Annotated in this window: 12 protein-coding genes; 5 read left to right on the forward strand and 7 right to left on the reverse strand. The window is 60.3% G+C overall.

Features of this window, described 5'->3' with window-relative positions; all coding sequences use genetic code 11:
- Positions 1-39: 39 nt before the first annotated feature.
- Both C7123_RS08800 and C7123_RS08805 read right to left on the reverse strand, forming a co-directional pair.
- Complete coding sequence (locus tag C7123_RS08800; RefSeq protein WP_069174778.1) at positions 40-1,692, reverse strand: DUF3857 domain-containing protein; 1,653 nt, start codon at positions 1,690-1,692, stop codon at positions 40-42.
- 21 nt (positions 1,693-1,713) lie between these two features.
- Positions 1,714-3,675, reverse strand: a complete 1,962-nt coding sequence (locus C7123_RS08805) for a DUF3857 domain-containing protein (protein WP_069174779.1) — start codon at positions 3,673-3,675, stop codon at positions 1,714-1,716.
- Between the two features lie 621 nt (positions 3,676-4,296).
- On the opposite strand from C7123_RS08805, the gene C7123_RS08810 reads away from it, so the two are divergent.
- The 4 genes from C7123_RS08810 to C7123_RS08825 all read left to right on the forward strand — a co-directional run bounded on the left by C7123_RS08810 (position 4,297) and on the right by C7123_RS08825 (position 9,849).
- The gene (locus tag C7123_RS08810) at positions 4,297-5,256 is read left to right on the forward strand and encodes a DUF6261 family protein (RefSeq protein WP_069174780.1); all 960 of its coding nucleotides are present in this window, start codon (positions 4,297-4,299) and stop codon (positions 5,254-5,256) included.
- A gap of 138 nt (positions 5,257-5,394) precedes the next feature.
- Complete coding sequence (locus C7123_RS08815) at positions 5,395-7,572, forward strand: S9 family peptidase (RefSeq protein ID WP_069174781.1); 2,178 nt, start codon at positions 5,395-5,397, stop codon at positions 7,570-7,572.
- On the forward strand, positions 7,572-8,435 hold the full coding sequence (gene lipA, locus C7123_RS08820) for a lipoyl synthase (protein ID WP_069174782.1): 864 nt from the start codon (positions 7,572-7,574) through the stop codon (positions 8,433-8,435). Before C7123_RS08815 ends, lipA begins: the two co-directional genes overlap by 1 nt.
- Positions 8,436-8,619: 184 nt before the next feature.
- Positions 8,620-9,849, forward strand: coding sequence for a hypothetical protein (locus tag C7123_RS08825; RefSeq protein WP_069174783.1), 1,230 nt, complete (start codon positions 8,620-8,622; stop codon positions 9,847-9,849).
- Between the two features lie 111 nt (positions 9,850-9,960).
- Here the strand turns inward: C7123_RS08825 and C7123_RS08830 are convergent, their stop codons facing one another.
- From C7123_RS08830 to C7123_RS08850, 5 genes are all read right to left on the reverse strand, one after another.
- The gene (locus C7123_RS08830; protein WP_069174784.1) at positions 9,961-10,473 is read right to left on the reverse strand and encodes a metallophosphoesterase family protein; all 513 of its coding nucleotides are present in this window, start codon (positions 10,471-10,473) and stop codon (positions 9,961-9,963) included.
- 32 nt (positions 10,474-10,505) lie between these two features.
- Positions 10,506-10,736: a type II toxin-antitoxin system HicB family antitoxin gene (locus C7123_RS08835; RefSeq protein ID WP_069174785.1), complete on the reverse strand. Its 231-nt coding sequence runs from the start codon at positions 10,734-10,736 to the stop codon at positions 10,506-10,508.
- Positions 10,737-10,749: 13 nt separating this feature from the next.
- Positions 10,750-11,373 (reverse strand): hypothetical protein, encoded by a 624-nt coding sequence (locus C7123_RS08840; RefSeq protein WP_069174786.1) that lies wholly within the window; start codon positions 11,371-11,373, stop codon positions 10,750-10,752.
- Positions 11,374-11,388: 15 nt separating this feature from the next.
- On the reverse strand, positions 11,389-11,874 hold the full coding sequence (locus tag C7123_RS08845) for an RNA polymerase sigma factor (RefSeq protein WP_037996801.1): 486 nt from the start codon (positions 11,872-11,874) through the stop codon (positions 11,389-11,391).
- Positions 11,875-12,030: 156 nt separating this feature from the next.
- Complete coding sequence (locus C7123_RS08850) at positions 12,031-12,525, reverse strand: hypothetical protein (protein ID WP_159049883.1); 495 nt, start codon at positions 12,523-12,525, stop codon at positions 12,031-12,033.
- A 995-nt stretch (positions 12,526-13,520) separates the two neighbouring features.
- On the opposite strand from C7123_RS08850, the gene C7123_RS08855 reads away from it, so the two are divergent.
- The gene (locus C7123_RS08855; protein WP_069174788.1) at positions 13,521-14,879 is read left to right on the forward strand and encodes a dipeptidase; all 1,359 of its coding nucleotides are present in this window, start codon (positions 13,521-13,523) and stop codon (positions 14,877-14,879) included.
- The last annotated feature ends 10 nt before the right edge of the window (positions 14,880-14,889 follow it).

A 14,889-nucleotide genomic window follows, 5' to 3' on the forward strand; every position in this document is an offset into this window, starting at 1 on the left:
TATCTCCTGACGTCGGGCTCACGGTGCATGCCACCGCTCCTACTTGTCCTTTAGGATCAGTGTGCGGTAGGCGTCGTCCTGCCAAAGGAGGATCAGCGCACGGAGGTCGGCGTAGGCTTCGGGTGAGATGACGGGGTGCGTCAGCTCGATCTCGCGGTGTACAGTGACCTTGTTGCCGTCGCGCTGCAGGCTGAGGCAGATCTTGCCGGCGGCACCGCTCCATTCCTTGCGGAAGGGGAGTGTCTTTAGCTCGCGACCGCCGAGATCGATCGTGTAATCGCACGTCTCGGTGAGGGCGTAGGGCAACTCGTAGGGCTGCGTGCGGGTGCTGCCGAGCGTCAGGCGCCAGGCGTCGAGGCCTTGGTGGCGTGGGACGGGGAGGGCGTAGACGGTGTAGCCGGCTGAGGATTGCAGCGGTGTCTTGCCGGTGAAGTCGGGCTTGGCTGCGGGATCCTCGCTGTCGGTGACGGTGCCCTCGACGGTCGCTTCGTCTTTGCCGAGGGTGATCTGTGCGCTGCATGCGAGGCGGGCGGCGCGCTTGACGATCTGTACCATGTTGACGCCGTCGTCGCCCGTCAGCCAGAATTGATCGCGGGTAGCACGTAGGGCGGGATCGGGGGCGTCCATGCTAACGGGCGAGAGGAAGCGGCCGCCGGTGCGTACGCGGATGTCGGTCAGGGCGCCGACGGCGATGGGCATGGCGTGGATGGGGAAGGCGGCGAGGATCTGGGCGTCGAGGTTGGCGGCGAGCAACATGGAGGCCATCAGGGCGGCCTTCTCGGCGGGTGTGCCGTAGGCCGAGGAGAGTACGACGGAGGGCTCGCGGATGTCGGCCGAGAGGAGCACGGGCAGGTTGATCGTGGAGATGTTGTTCACCACGAAGCGCTGGATGGCATTGGCGCGATCGACGGGCGACGTGATGCCTTGCAGCAGCTTATCGACGAGCTGGGCACAGTCCGCGGGGCGCACCTTCATGGCCGAGAGCCACGCGATGCCGTTCTCTCCGCCGGCGTTGGAGGCGAAGAGCATCGGCACGGCCTCGGAGGCACGGTGCGATTCGAGGGGGATGGCCGGCAGGTTGCGGAACTGCCACGTGTAGGTGGTCATGTCGTTTTCGGTGTGCGTAGTCGGCTCTTTGGAGTCGACGCCGGAGATGCCGCAGGTCAGTTTCTCGTCGGCAGGCATGGTGATCGATACCTCACACTCCGTCACGGGCGCATGCTCTTCGAGTGTCTCGGCGACGTCGAGGAAGGGATAGTAACCCACGCCGGTGGTGAGGGTGTAATCCAGATAGATCGTGGCGCCGATCTCGAGTCCGGTGTGGGTGATGACCATCTCGGTGAGGTGGTTGTAGGCCGGGGCGTCGACGGCAAAGGCGGGCAGGACTTCGTTGAAGGCGTTGTCTGGCGCCTTGACGATGGTGCCGTCGGCCTGACGGGTATAGCACTCGTTGATTCGGAGCGTTTGGAACTCCTTGTTGTAGATGATGAACGTTTCGCCGTAGAGCTGATTGAAAGCCATGTGGGTGTTCAGCTTCACCTCCTTGCGGTAGTGATAGGTCATGCTGCCGTCGGAGTTCCAGGTGTACTGCTTGATGAGCTTATTAAAGACGGCCTCGGGCTGTGCCTGGAGGGCGAAGGCGGCCAGGAGGCCGAGCAGGATTGCGGTGTATTTCTTCATGTCGATATCCATTTATTTGTTCCAGTGAGATGCTTATTTCTTCTCCAGTACGAGCCATTCGTCGGCCAGGTCTTTATGGGCCTTGACGGCCTTGCGGAAGCCGGGCCAGTCGGCGGCGTCATAGACGCGCTTGCGGAGGGTGAGCTCGTGGCGGATGTTGAGCTTGTTGCCACGCTGAGAGAGCGATCCGATGAAGTCGGCTGCGTCGCTCTTCAGACGCTCGTCGACGGGCGACTGGCGCAGGGTGTAGCCCGCGGGCACGGTCATCGTTTCCTTCAGCTCGACGAGGCGTGAGCAGGCGTCCTTGAAGCCATAGCGGCGCGTCGGGCGATCGGTGTCGATGTTCATATAAGTACGGACGGAGGGGTAGAGGCGGGCGCAGATGGGGCGGATGAGCAGGACGCCGTCACCCGTGAGGGCATAGTCCGGGATCTCGAACTTCATGGTGATGCGGATCGGGCCGGCCTGATAGTCGCGCGGATCGCGGCCATAGTCGACGCTCAGCATGCGGGCGCCAGGCGAGACGCGCAGCAGCTCGCTCTCCATGGCGTTGCGCCAGTTGGCCATGAGGCCGCGGATGAGTGGCCACCGCAGACGGGCGTCGGACTGCCCTTCGGCCGTAACGGTAAACTCGCCGCGGAGCGTACCCTTGGCGTCGAGCGCAGTGTTAGCCGTGAGGCGGAAATAGTGATCCTCGGGCGGCGAGAGGGGCGTCTGGAGCAGTTCGGAGCCTTCGGGCAGGCCGGGCAGGTAGTGCTGCTGCTGTTCGGCGCTGGACCAGAGCTCGCGCTGGAAGGGCACCCACGTCGGGTCGAGCGGCATGTATTGGCCGTTGGAGAGCTTGACGACCGTCACGCAGTGGTTGAAGTGGTCGGCGGGGATGGACTCGATGCGTGAGCCGGCCATCGTCATCGCCGGATAGGCCTCGAAGCCGGCCATACGGAGCATGGAGATGAGCAGCGCGGCTTTGTCTTTGCAGACGCCGCAGCGGTCGGTGAAGTTCATCTTCGTGGCGTGGAGCGTGTAGCCCTCGCCTTTGCCCATGGAGATGCCGGAGTAGCGCATGTTGTCGGCCACCCAGTGGGTGAGCACGGCGATCTTCTCCATCTCGGTCCGCTTGCCGCGCAGCAGCTCGTCGACCTTCTTCTTCGTCTCCGGGTCGGCCCCGAAGCTGTTGTAGTCCTCGTTCACCTTGTGGAACCAGAGCGACTTCTCTTTCCACTCCGGGGTGGACGACATCATCAGCTTGGGCGCCACGTCGTAGAGGTCCACCATGTTCGGCTCCTTCGGGAAGGGCTTGACGTCGGCCACGGCGAACGTCATCAGGCGGCGCTTGCCCTGCAGGCGCATGGACGACTGGCACTGGCCTTGATAGAACTCATACTGCACCTCCTTGTCGGCGGGCATGTCGACGGTGTAGACCTTGCGCACGGTCGGGGTCGTGACCCAGAAGGGGACAATGTCGTAGAACTGTCCGCGCATCGGGGGCACGAAGCGCTCCTCGTCGTCCGCGCCGGCCGAGAGCAGGGCGTAGGTGAAGCCCTTCTTGTCGATCTCATAGTCGACGATGTCGCCCGAGTCGAGGGCGCCGATCTCGAGCATGATCTGCCGCGCGCCCCAATAGATCATGCGGGCGGGGGCGGCGTAGTCGACGGCCTTCGTGACGTCCACTTCGCGCTTCGTGCCGTCGGCCTTGTAGACGGTGGCGCGGGAGAAGCGGGCGAAGGCGGTGAGGGGGTCGTAGTCGTACTTGACGACGCGGTAACGGAGCGCCGCGGGCGTGGTCCGCACCTCCACCACCTGGCGGATGGTGAAGCTGCCGGAGCCGTTGTCGGCCACCACCACGCCGGTGCTGTCCAGGAGCACCAGGGCTTCTTCTTTGACGAGGTCGGCCGCGCCGTCAGCGTGTTGCTTGAGGGGCAGCCAACTCTGCGCTGCGATCGGCGCTGCGAGCGCCATCGTCAGCATTGTGCTGAGTAGTTTGTTGTTCTTCATATACGTTGAATATCTGAGTATGCGGCAAATGTAAGACGGCATCAGGGATGGGCGTCTTCGGACGGCCCCTGCGGGGGGCGTCTTCGGACGCCGGCGAAATTTGCCGGGGGCATCAGGGATGCCTGCCAAGTTTACCGGGTACCCGGGTAGGGGCGAATTGCATTCGCCCTCCAGACGGGCCCAGACAGGGCCGAATGATCATGCGGCGGGGGATGGGGGCGCACACTGCGACGACGCTGTGCAGGGGTTGCATGGTCGTTTCACTCACTGCGGCGAGACTGTGCAAGGGTTGCATGGCTGTTTCGCACACTGCGACGAGACTGTGCAAGTGTTGCATGGTCGTTTCACACACTGCGACGAGACTGTGCAAGTGTTGCATGGCCGTTTCACACACTGCGACGAGACTGTGCAAGTGTTGCATGGCCGTTTCACACACTGCGACGACGCTGTGCAGGTGTTGCACGATCATCTCACACACTGCGACGGACCACGCAAGGCCTGCACGGCCGTTTCACACACTGTGAAAGGGTCGCGCAAGGCTTACACGATCTTTTTTTACACCTTGCGCCCGCGTTTCCCAGCGCATTCTAACTATATCAACCCTCTAAAAACGTATTACTTATGGCATCAGAAGAGAAACAATTACCGAAAACCGTCAAGATCAATGGCAGCTATTGCCGGAATTACAACGCGATCCACCACGCACAGTTCCATCGCAACCAGCTCGATCTGGTCAAAGGCGTCGACAAAACGAAACTGAAGATCCCCGAAGTGGCCATGCAGAAGTGGGAAGGCGAGGTAAACGAAGAAGTTGACCTCAACGAGAAGGCAGCAAGGTCGGTGCACACCAAAGCGCTGCTGGAGAAAGACGAAGAACGCGATAAGCTGCTGACACACCTCTTCGGCATCATCCGTTTCAATCACTATTCGCCCGTGCAGGCTACAGCCCAAGCGGCCGAAAAGCTGGATTCCATCTTTGGAAAGTATATCGCCGAAAACATTCAGCGCGAAGGCTTCGAAGACGAAAGCGGACACATCGTGGGTCTCTTGAACGACGCCGCCCCCTACACCGCCGAAATAGCCACCCTGGGGCTCACCGACACCATCACGCAGCTCAAAACGGTCAACGACGCCTACGAGGCGCTACGCAAAGAGCGTCGCTCCGAGACCGTCACGACCAAGACCGAAGCACTCAAAGTGCTACGCCCCAAGACGGATGCCTCATACGAGTACATCTGTAGCTACATCGAGGCCGCCTACATCACAGCCACCAGCGACGATGTAAAAACCCTCATCGAGCGCCTTGTCTCAGATATGAATCAGGTGATCATCGACTTCAAAGGCTCCCACAAATCCAGCCTCGCCCAGAAAAAGGCCGCTAAGGATCCCAAGGAACCCAAGACTCCGAAAGATCCTAAGCAACCTAAGGAGCCCAAAACTCCGGAGAAGCCCAAGGAGCCGAAGCAGCCGGAGAAGCCCGGTGGTGGTTCGGGTGAGCAGCCGAAGAAGCCGGACGAGAAGCCGAAGGATCCGAAGAAGCCCGACGACGGCAACCCCGACATCACGTTGCCGGAGGAATGAATGATTATGCCGGGTACCTCACGCTTGGGGGCCCGGCATTTTTGCGCATACACGGCGGGAGGAGGCGCTATTCAAGCCAAACGTTTTCCCGCCATTACATTTGCCACCCTAAATTTTTCACTGATCAAACGAGACACAATGAAACACTCAAGAACAACCCTTCTACTGATGATGACCCTCACCGCAGCTCTGGCAGTGGCACAGAAGCCAACCCCCAACCTGAAGGATTACACCGACGGGAAGTATTCCCCCACCTCGAAAGGCTCCGACCTACGCTCCCTGCCCGACGGCGAACACTACACGGCCATGGACAAGCTCGGCACAGCCATCGTGCGCTACGAATACCGCACCGGACGCGTCGTGGACACCCTCTTCAACACCCGTACCGCCCGCGAATGCGACTTCAAAAACTTCGAAGGCTACGAGATCAGCCCCAACGGACACCACATCATCGTCTGGCGTGAGTCGGACGAGATCTATCGCCACTCGCAGCGCTTCAAAGCCTACGATTACGACGTTCGCCGTAAGCTCATCAAACCCCTCAACGAGTCGGGCCGGAAGATCATGCTCCCCACCTTCTCGCCCGACGGACGCATGTGCGCCTACGTGGTGGACAACAACATTTGGATCAAGAAATTCGACTACGACACCGAGGTGCAAGTCACCCGCGATGGCGCCACGAATCGCATCATCAACGGCTCCACCGACTGGGTCTACGAAGAGGAGTTCGCCATGACCCGCATGATGACCTGGTCGGCCGATAGCCGCTTCCTGGCCTTCGTCCGCTTCGACGAGTCGGAGGTGCCCGAATACTCCATGCAGATCTATGGCGAGAAGACCTACTACCCGTCCTACCATAAGTATAAGTACCCCAACACCGGCGACCGCAACTCGACTGTCTCCGTGCACGCCTACAACATCGAGACGAAGGACACGAAGACCATCCCCGTGCCCCTCGACGCCGACGGCTACATCCCCCGCATCGAGTTCACCACCGTCCCCGACCAGCTGGCCGTGATGACCTTCAACCGCCATCAGAGCCTCTTCAGTATGTACTTCGCCAACCCCGCCAGCGGCGTCTGCAAGCTGATCTTGAAAGACGAAAACACGCGCTACATCAACCCCGAATGGGTGCGCACCCTGCGTTTCAATAAGAACGGCTTCCTCTACGTCAGCGAGCGCGACGGCTACGCACACATCTACCAGTACGCCCCCACCGGCGTAGAGCAGCGTCAAGTGACGCGCGGCAACTGGGACGTCACACGCCTGATCGGCCTCGACGAAGCCACGAACACGGTCTACTTCGAAGCCGCCGACGAGAGTCCCCTCCGCCGCTCCGTCTGCCGCGTCGATGCCAAGGGCGTCAAGACAAACCTCTCCAAGCTCCCGGGTACGAACGCAGCCACCTTCAGTAAGAATTACGCCTACTACGTACTCCGTCACTCCTCCGTCACCACGCCCACCATCGCCACGCTGCACGAGACAAAGAGCGGCAAGGAGCTGCGCACCCTGCAAGACAACGCTGAGCTGCGCGAACGCCTCGCCAAGCTCTCCTACGGCCCGAAGGAGTTCTTCACCGTCCGCACAGCCGACGGCGTGGAGCTGAACGCCTGGATGGTGAAGCCGGCCGACTTCAACGCGAAGAAGAAATACCCCGTGCTGATGACGCAATACAGCGGCCCCAACTCGCAGTCCGTGCTCGACCGCTTCGAGTTCGGTTGGGAGGAATGTCTCGCCGCACACGGCGTGATCACCATCTGTGTGGACGGCCGTGGCACAGGCGCTCGGGGCGAAGAGTTCCGCAAGTGCACCTACCTGAAGATGGGCGACCTGGAGTCGAAAGATCAAGTGGCCGCCGCTAAGGCCCTGGCCAAGCAGTTCCCCTTCGTCGACGCCTCACGGATGGCCATCTGGGGCTGGAGCTTCGGCGGATACAACACGCTGATGAGCATGAGCGTCGGCGAAGGCACCTTCAAGGTCGGCATCGCCGTGGCTCCCCCGACCGATTGGCACTATTACAACACCATCTACACCGAGCGCTACATGCGTACGCCGAAAGAGAACGCCGAGGGCTACGCGCTCACCTCGCCCATCAAGCTGGCAGAAAAGCTCACCGGCAAGCTGCTCCTCATCCACGGCACAGCCGACGACAATGTGCACTTCATGCAGACGATGGATTACGCCGAGACACTCGTTCAGCTCGGCAAGCAGTTCGACATGCAGGTCTACAAGGATCGCAACCACTTCATCATGGGTGGCAATACCCGCCTTCACCTCTACACGCGGATGACGGACTTCATCCTCGAGAATCTCTGATGGCTACCGCGCACGTTCGCAAGCCCGACTGGCTGAAGATCCGCCTGAGTGGCAACGACGACTTCCGTCGGACGAAGGAGATCGTCGAGTCGCACGGCTTGCACACGATCTGCACCAGCGGCAAGTGTCCCAACCAAGGCGAATGCTGGAGCCGCGGCACAGCCACGTTCATGATCGGTGGCGACATCTGCACCCGCTCCTGCCGCTTCTGCAACACCCTGACGGGCCGTCCCCATCCGCTCGACCCCACGGAGCCAGATCACGTAGCGATGAGCATCCGCCTGATGGGCCTTCGGCACGCCGTCATCACCTCCGTCGACCGTGACGACCTGCCCGACCTTGGCGCCCGCCACTGGGCCGTCACCATCCGCCGCATCAAGGAGCTGAATCCGCATACGACGGTAGAGGTGCTCATCCCCGACTTCCAAGGTCACACGGAGCTTGTCGACGAGGTGATCGCGGCCGAGCCAGAGGTGATCTCGCACAACCTCGAGACCGTCCGCCGCCTGACGCCCAGCGTGCGCAGCGCCGCGAAGTACGACGTCAGCATGCGCGTGCTCCAGCACATCGCCTCGCGTAACGTCCGCGCCAAGACGGGCATCATGGTCGGCCTCGGCGAGACCGTCGCGGAGGTGGAGGAGCTGATGGACGATGCGCATGCCGTCGGTGTCGACGCGCTCACCATCGGGCAATACCTCCGGCCCTCGCGCAAGAATCTGCCCGTCACGGAGTACGTCACGCCCGAGCAGTTCGAGGCCTACCGCCTGACGGCGCTCGCTAAGGGCATCCGTTCGGTCGAGAGTGCGCCGCTCGTTCGTTCGTCGTACCACGCCGAGCGTGTCTTGGGCGTAGATATCTGCTGAGTGCGTTGCACGAATGATTATGAGAGGGGTGTCCTGCTTACGCGGGGCACCCCTTTTTATTCCGCCAAACCGTGGACGATCGAGCATAGATCATTGGCGTGTAAACAAATCCCCCAGCCTCGGTGTTATTCCGATAACGAACGGATTTTATAGCCCATAACCAGAGAGAGAGGAGAGGAAGACAATGGATCGCATCGCACGCATAAAGGACAGCTTGGATATACGTCACGGCCTGAACAATCAAGTCGTCGGTTTGACGCCGCTCTTGCTGCTGGTGGTGCTGAACTACACGTACACCTACCTCATCTCCTACCTCATCTCCTCCGCCGTGTGCCTCGTCGGGCTTATCGTCTTTTGGGGGCCGGTTCGTCGCCGACGCTACCAGTTCATGCTCCTGCCCACAGCCGTCGCACTGGCGCTTTACTCGCTCTTCTTCGTCCTTCAGTTGGGCAACATGCTGGCCGACTATTCGCCGCTCGTCACGGAGTGGTTGCTCGTGGTCGTACTCTCCAGCATCAGCACCATGCAACGCGTCATCGTTGGGCGTGTACGCCGCTCGCGTCGCCCCGCCCTGCGTCGGACGCGCCTCCGCACAGCCCTCAACGAGTTCTTTTTCGTGGCCCGTATTACCCAGAACGCCTACACGATTCACCTCTTCATCATCCTCTTTTATAAGATCCTCCCCGAGGCCGACCAAACGCTTCGTCTGGAGCAGCTGTTGCAGCGCGAGTTCTTGCTGGCCATCAGTCTGGGGCTGATGCTTTACGAGCAGATCCGCCTCTCGATGATGAAGTGCGGCCTGGCCGAGGAGGCGTGGTTGCCCGTGGTCGATGTGAAGGGACACGTTATCGGACGCGTGGCCTACTCCGTCAGCCTCAGCGCCGAGGCCCGCCACTATCGCCACCCCGTGGTGCGCATCGCCGTCATGCATCGCGGCATGCTCTACCTCTCCCGCCGCGATGCCGACCGTGTCGTCTCGCCCGAGGCGATCGATCATCCCTTCTGCGCCCCCATCCTCTTCGGCCACACCCCCGAGCAAACCGTCCGCGACTTAGTTGGCCGCAACCTCTTCGGCAAGTCCGATCTCAAGCCCCGCCTACTCGTCCGCTACGCCTTCGATAACGAGCGCGTCAGCCGCCTCGTCTCGCTCTACGTCATCCACCTCCGCTCCGAGTCGACCCTCGACGACTACACCCGCGACCGTGAAGGCAAGCTCTGGACCACGCAGCAGATCGAGGACAACCTCCACAGCGGACTCTTCAGCGAATACTTCGAGCAGGAGTACCCCTACCTCCGTCAGACGGCCCTCCAAGCCGAACAGTATCTTGCTGCCGCGGCCGTCAATCTCACCCCTCCCGCCGAGGACACTGAGCTGTCGCCTGCTCCCGAAGGTGCCGCTGTGCACGGGGTATAGGTGGCTCTGCCCCCCATCCATACGCAAGCAGGCCGTGCAACAAAGAATGGCCGGGTACATGATGAGGAGATCCCTCACACGTACCCGGCCATTTTCCGCTAAGAGGCTCCCTTAGCGCTTCACACTCCCGCTTCGGTCGCCCAACTCAATCACTTCCATGTCGCGCACCTCGGCACCGTCGATGACGAAGCGCAGCAGGGTGCGCACGGTGTGGAAGCCGCTGATACCCGCCGCACCGGGATTGAGGCAGAGGCACTCGAGGTGCTTGTCGTACATCACGCGCAGGATATGCGAGTGGCCGCAGACGAAGACGCGGGGCCGCGCGGCGTAAAGCTCGGCGCGGATCGCTGGGTCATAACGACCGGGGTAACCGCCGATGTGGGTCATCATCACCGAGACCTGCTCCACGTCGAAGCGCAATGTCCGCGGATACATCTGCCGCACGGGGTAGCCGTCGATGTTGCCGTACACGGCCCGGAGTGGGTGGACGGCCGTGAGCCGCATCGCCACGTCGGCCGACCCGATGTCGCCCGCATGCCATATCTCATCACACTCGGCGAAATACTCCGCATACTTCTCGTCCCACCAGCCGTGGGTGTCTGATATCAATCCGATCTTTTTCATGGAGAGAGGCTGTCCGACTTACGCGTGTACGATTAGGTGTAGATCTCGGCCGTGGCGTAATGGAAAGCCAACTCGTAGTCACCTAACAAGGCTGCGGGCGGCGGAGTGTCGAGTGATTCTTTTACCGTGGTGATGGCGTCGCGGATGCTCTGCTTCACTTCCGCCGCCGTGCGCCCCATGCCATAAATGCCGGGCACGTTTTCAGCATACGCTCCATATGTGCCGTCGTCGGCACGCTCAATGATGATACTTATTGTTCCCATGTCTTTTACTTTTTCATGGCTGCGAAGGTAGATCACCCTCGGTGAGCTCTTTGATTTGGCGGAGCACTTTGTCGTCCATCCATTCATGCTCTTTGTAAATCAAACGCGAGAGAAAGAGGCTCAGACCAAAGGCTGCCGCGAAAAAGATCCATGTCGGAATAACTCGCAGACTGCTTACTCCGACGGCGTCATACGTAGCCCATAAAAAGAGCATGACGGAAGGTGGTAATCCCCAGAGAAAGACCTGCCGCCTGATCTTCTTGAGCAGAATAAGGCCGCGCGATACGCTAATCAGATCTTTCGTGAAGAGCTGCTTTGCTTTGATGTAGAGGATGAACTCAACCACCAGATTGAGAGCCATGAGGCCAAGGGTGCAGCCAATTAATTGCAGGGATAAGGGCTTGTCCGCGCCTGAAACAAACGCGATATAGATGGCTAAGAGCAGATAGAGCGGTAGGGCAACAATCCCCCATTTACTCGTCCGCTTACCCCACGCCTGATGTTTCCCCATCGACTCTCGGATGTGCCGATCGTCAACGAGCGGCTCGTTGCTTAGCTTGCGGTTCAGGACGGCCCACTGTGCGCGCATTTCGTCCCATTCGTGCGCGGTGGTGGTTTCGTTATGTTTCGTTTCCATAGTTATTCCGGGTGATTATTGATCGTTAGACATGCGTTTGAGTTGTTCCTTGATGCGATAGAGTCGCACGGAGACGTTCTTGGTGCTGATACCGACCACTTGCCCGATCTCGTCGTAGCTCATGTTCTCGAGCCAGAGGAGCACGATGGCACGGTCGAAGGGTTGCAGGCGACTGATGCGGTCATGCAGTTGATTGACCTGGCGCGAGTCCTCGTCGCGATCTTCAAAGAGGTTGATGTCCATCGACAGCGGCAGGGCCGAGGGTCGCGACTTCTTCTTTCGGTCGTACGAGATACAGACATTGAGGCTCAGGCGATAGATCCATGTGCGCATCTGGCTGCGTTCCTCGAACGTCGCCAGCCCTTTCCACATGCGGATCAGCACCTCTTGAAAGAGGTCGGCCACCTCATCCTCGTCCGCCGAGAACATGTAGCATACGCTGTATATCGTGCGCTTATGCTCATGGACGAGCTTCGTGAATGCTTGTTCGGATACTTTCATTTCTCTCTTGAGGGTTGTTTACCCATTAGACGCACCCCACGTGGGGAAAACTACAAGGGGCGAAGAAAAAAAATGCAGCGCGGGGAGCGCAAGACCTTATAAAGGTTTCTGCGCCCCCCGCTTCTCATAGGTGCTCTGGGGATGACTGCCCTGCGATCACTCCTTCTCGGCGTTCGGCTCCGTTTGATCGATGATCGAGCGGCCCTTCGACTTCACGCCGCCCTTGTTGCCCTGATGACTGGGCGTGGGGGGCGTCACCTGTCCCTCGTTGAAGATGTTTTGCTCCTCGATGACGAATCGGTTCCGCTGGCGAATGTTGTCGTTCGACTCGGGCAGCGACGGGTGCTGCCTCTCCGTGTGTTCCGACCGGGTGTTGGGGTAATAAGGCTCGGGCAGGTCGTCCTTGCTGCACGACGAGAGCGTGGCGAGCAGCATCAGCGTTGCGCAAACGGCCGGCACACGCAGCGCCTGCAGTCGCTGCCACCCGTACGCCGCCGCCCCCACGAAGGGCACAGCCAGGATCATCGCCGCCATTCCCATCCGATAGCTCGCGCGGCGTCCGCGGGCATGCTTCATCAAATCAATCATCGCTACGGCATCCATTGCCAACATCATCGACCATACGGCCGGGGTCCAAACTTGTGTTTCCATCTTACTTGTCTTTTTGTTTTTGAATGAATTGTATGTCTTATCTCTTTGTTTTCTGTCGTTACACCCGTTAGACGCAGCCCTATCAGGAAAAGCTACACATCCGGGGTGTTTTTTTTGACACCGCAAAGATGAAGTGGCTCCAGAAGCCGCATGGTTAGCCGTCAGTTAGTCTATGTTACGGGAATGTTAGAAGTGATTTTGGGCCTTTCCGACCCCTCGGGCGGCTCAAAACGGGTGGCGGAGCTTTCCGAGGCCTCGGAAGGCGTCAGGGACGCCGGCCAAGCTTGCCGGGTACCAGGCTAAGTTCCCTGCCCCGGAAGGGGCCGTCAGGGACGTCGGCCAAGTTTGCCGGGTACCAGGAAAACTTCGCAGGCGGCCGCAGCCGCCCCGAGGCCTCGGAAGGCGTTCCAACAAGTGGCGGAAGTCTGTATCGACCTCAGGGCAACCGCATCAAATCAAAACCACGCGTCTGAGAGATCTCTGTACCCCTACGGAGATCTCCCGGACTGGTGTTTTTGATCTCCGTACCCCTACGGAGATCTCTCGGACAAGTGTTTTTGATCTCCGTACCCCTACGGAGATCTCTCGGACTGGTGTTTTTGATCTCCGTACCCCTACGGAGATCTCTCGGACAAGTGTTTTTGATCTCCGTACCCCTACGGAGATCTCTCGGACAAGTGTTTTTGATCTCCGTACCCCTACGGAGATCTCTCGGACAAGTGTTTTTGATCTCCGTACCCCTACGGAGATCTCCCGGACTGGTGGTTTTGATCTCCGTACCCCTACGGAGATCTCTCGGACAAGTGTTTTTGATCTCCGTACCCCTACGGAGATCTATCGGACTGGTGGTTTTGATCACCGTACCCCTACGGAGATCTATCGGACTGGTGGTTTTGATTTGATGCGGTTGCCCTGGCATCGACCTGTGCCCCGCTGCCGCCGCTGAGGATTTGCCCTATTTTTACCCCCACTTAAAACCAACACATAAATACCTTATGAGTACGATCAAAGAGTATATCAAAGAGAACGAGCCACGCTTCGTCGAGGAGTGGTTCAGCCTGTTACGCATCCCGTCCGTCAGCTCGCAGACGGAGCACAAGGCCGACATGGGCCGCTGCGCCGAACGTTGGCGCGAACTGTTGTTATCGTCCGGAGCCGACCGCGCCGAGGTGATGCCCACCGGCGGCAATCCGGTGGTCTACGCCGAGCGCATCGTCTCGCCCGACCTGCCCACGGTGCTCGTCTATGGGCATTACGACGTCATGCCCGCCGAGCCGTTAGAGCTTTGGCAGAGCGAGCCGTTCGAACCCACCATTCGCGACGGACGCGTCTATGCCCGCGGCGCCGACGACGACAAGGGCCAGGCCATGATCCAGGCCAAGGGCTTCGAGACGGCCCTGCGCGCGGGCGCGGTGCATTGCAACGTGAAGTTCATCCTCGAGGGCGAGGAGGAGGTCGGGTCGGAATCGCTCATCGCCTTCTGCAAGACGCATGGCGAGCTGCTCCGGGCGGACGTGATCCTCGTCTCGGACACCAGCATGGTGAGCGCCGAGACGCCCTCGCTGACCACGGGCCTGCGCGGGCTGTCGTACTGGGAGATCGAAGTGACCGGCCCCAACCGCGACCTGCATTCGGGCCACTTCGGCGGCGCCGTGGCCAACCCGATCAATGCGCTCTGCAAGCTCATCGCCAGCCTGACGGACGCGGACGGACGCATCACCCTGCCGCATTTCTATGACGATGTAGTCGAGCTGACTCCGGACGAAAAGGCGATGATCGCCCGCGTGCCCTTCGACGAGGCGGCCTACAAGCGGGCCATCGACGTCGACGAGGTGTTCGGCGAGAAGGGCTACTCCACGCTGGAGCGCAACAGCTGTCGGCCGTCGTTCGACGTCTGCGGCATCTGGGGCGGCTACACGGGCGAGGGCTCGAAGACGGTCCTGCCGTCGAAGGCTTACGCCAAGCTGTCGTGCCGCCTCGTGCCGCATCAGGATCCGGAGCGCATCACGCGCATGATGATCGATTACCTGCAAGCGGCTGCCCCGACGGGCGTCCGGGTGAAGGTCGACTTCAAGCACAGCGGCGAGCCGTACGTCTGCCCCATCGATCTGCCGGCTTACAAGGCCGCCGAGGCTGGTTTCACGATCGCCTTCGGCAAGCAGCCCTTGGTCGTGCGCCGTGGCGGCAGCATCCCCGTCATCCCCGCGTTTGAAAAGATCCTCGGCCTGAAGACGGTCCTCATGGGCTTCGGTCTGGAGCGCAACGCCATCCACTCGCCCAACGAGAGCTTTGGCCTCGACATGTTCCGCATCGGCATCGAGGCCGTGGCCGAGTTCTACAACCACTATAAGTAGCCCCCGAGGT

Source organism: Tannerella serpentiformis (genome assembly GCF_003033925.1).
GTDB classification, from domain to species: domain Bacteria; phylum Bacteroidota; class Bacteroidia; order Bacteroidales; family Tannerellaceae; genus Tannerella; species Tannerella serpentiformis.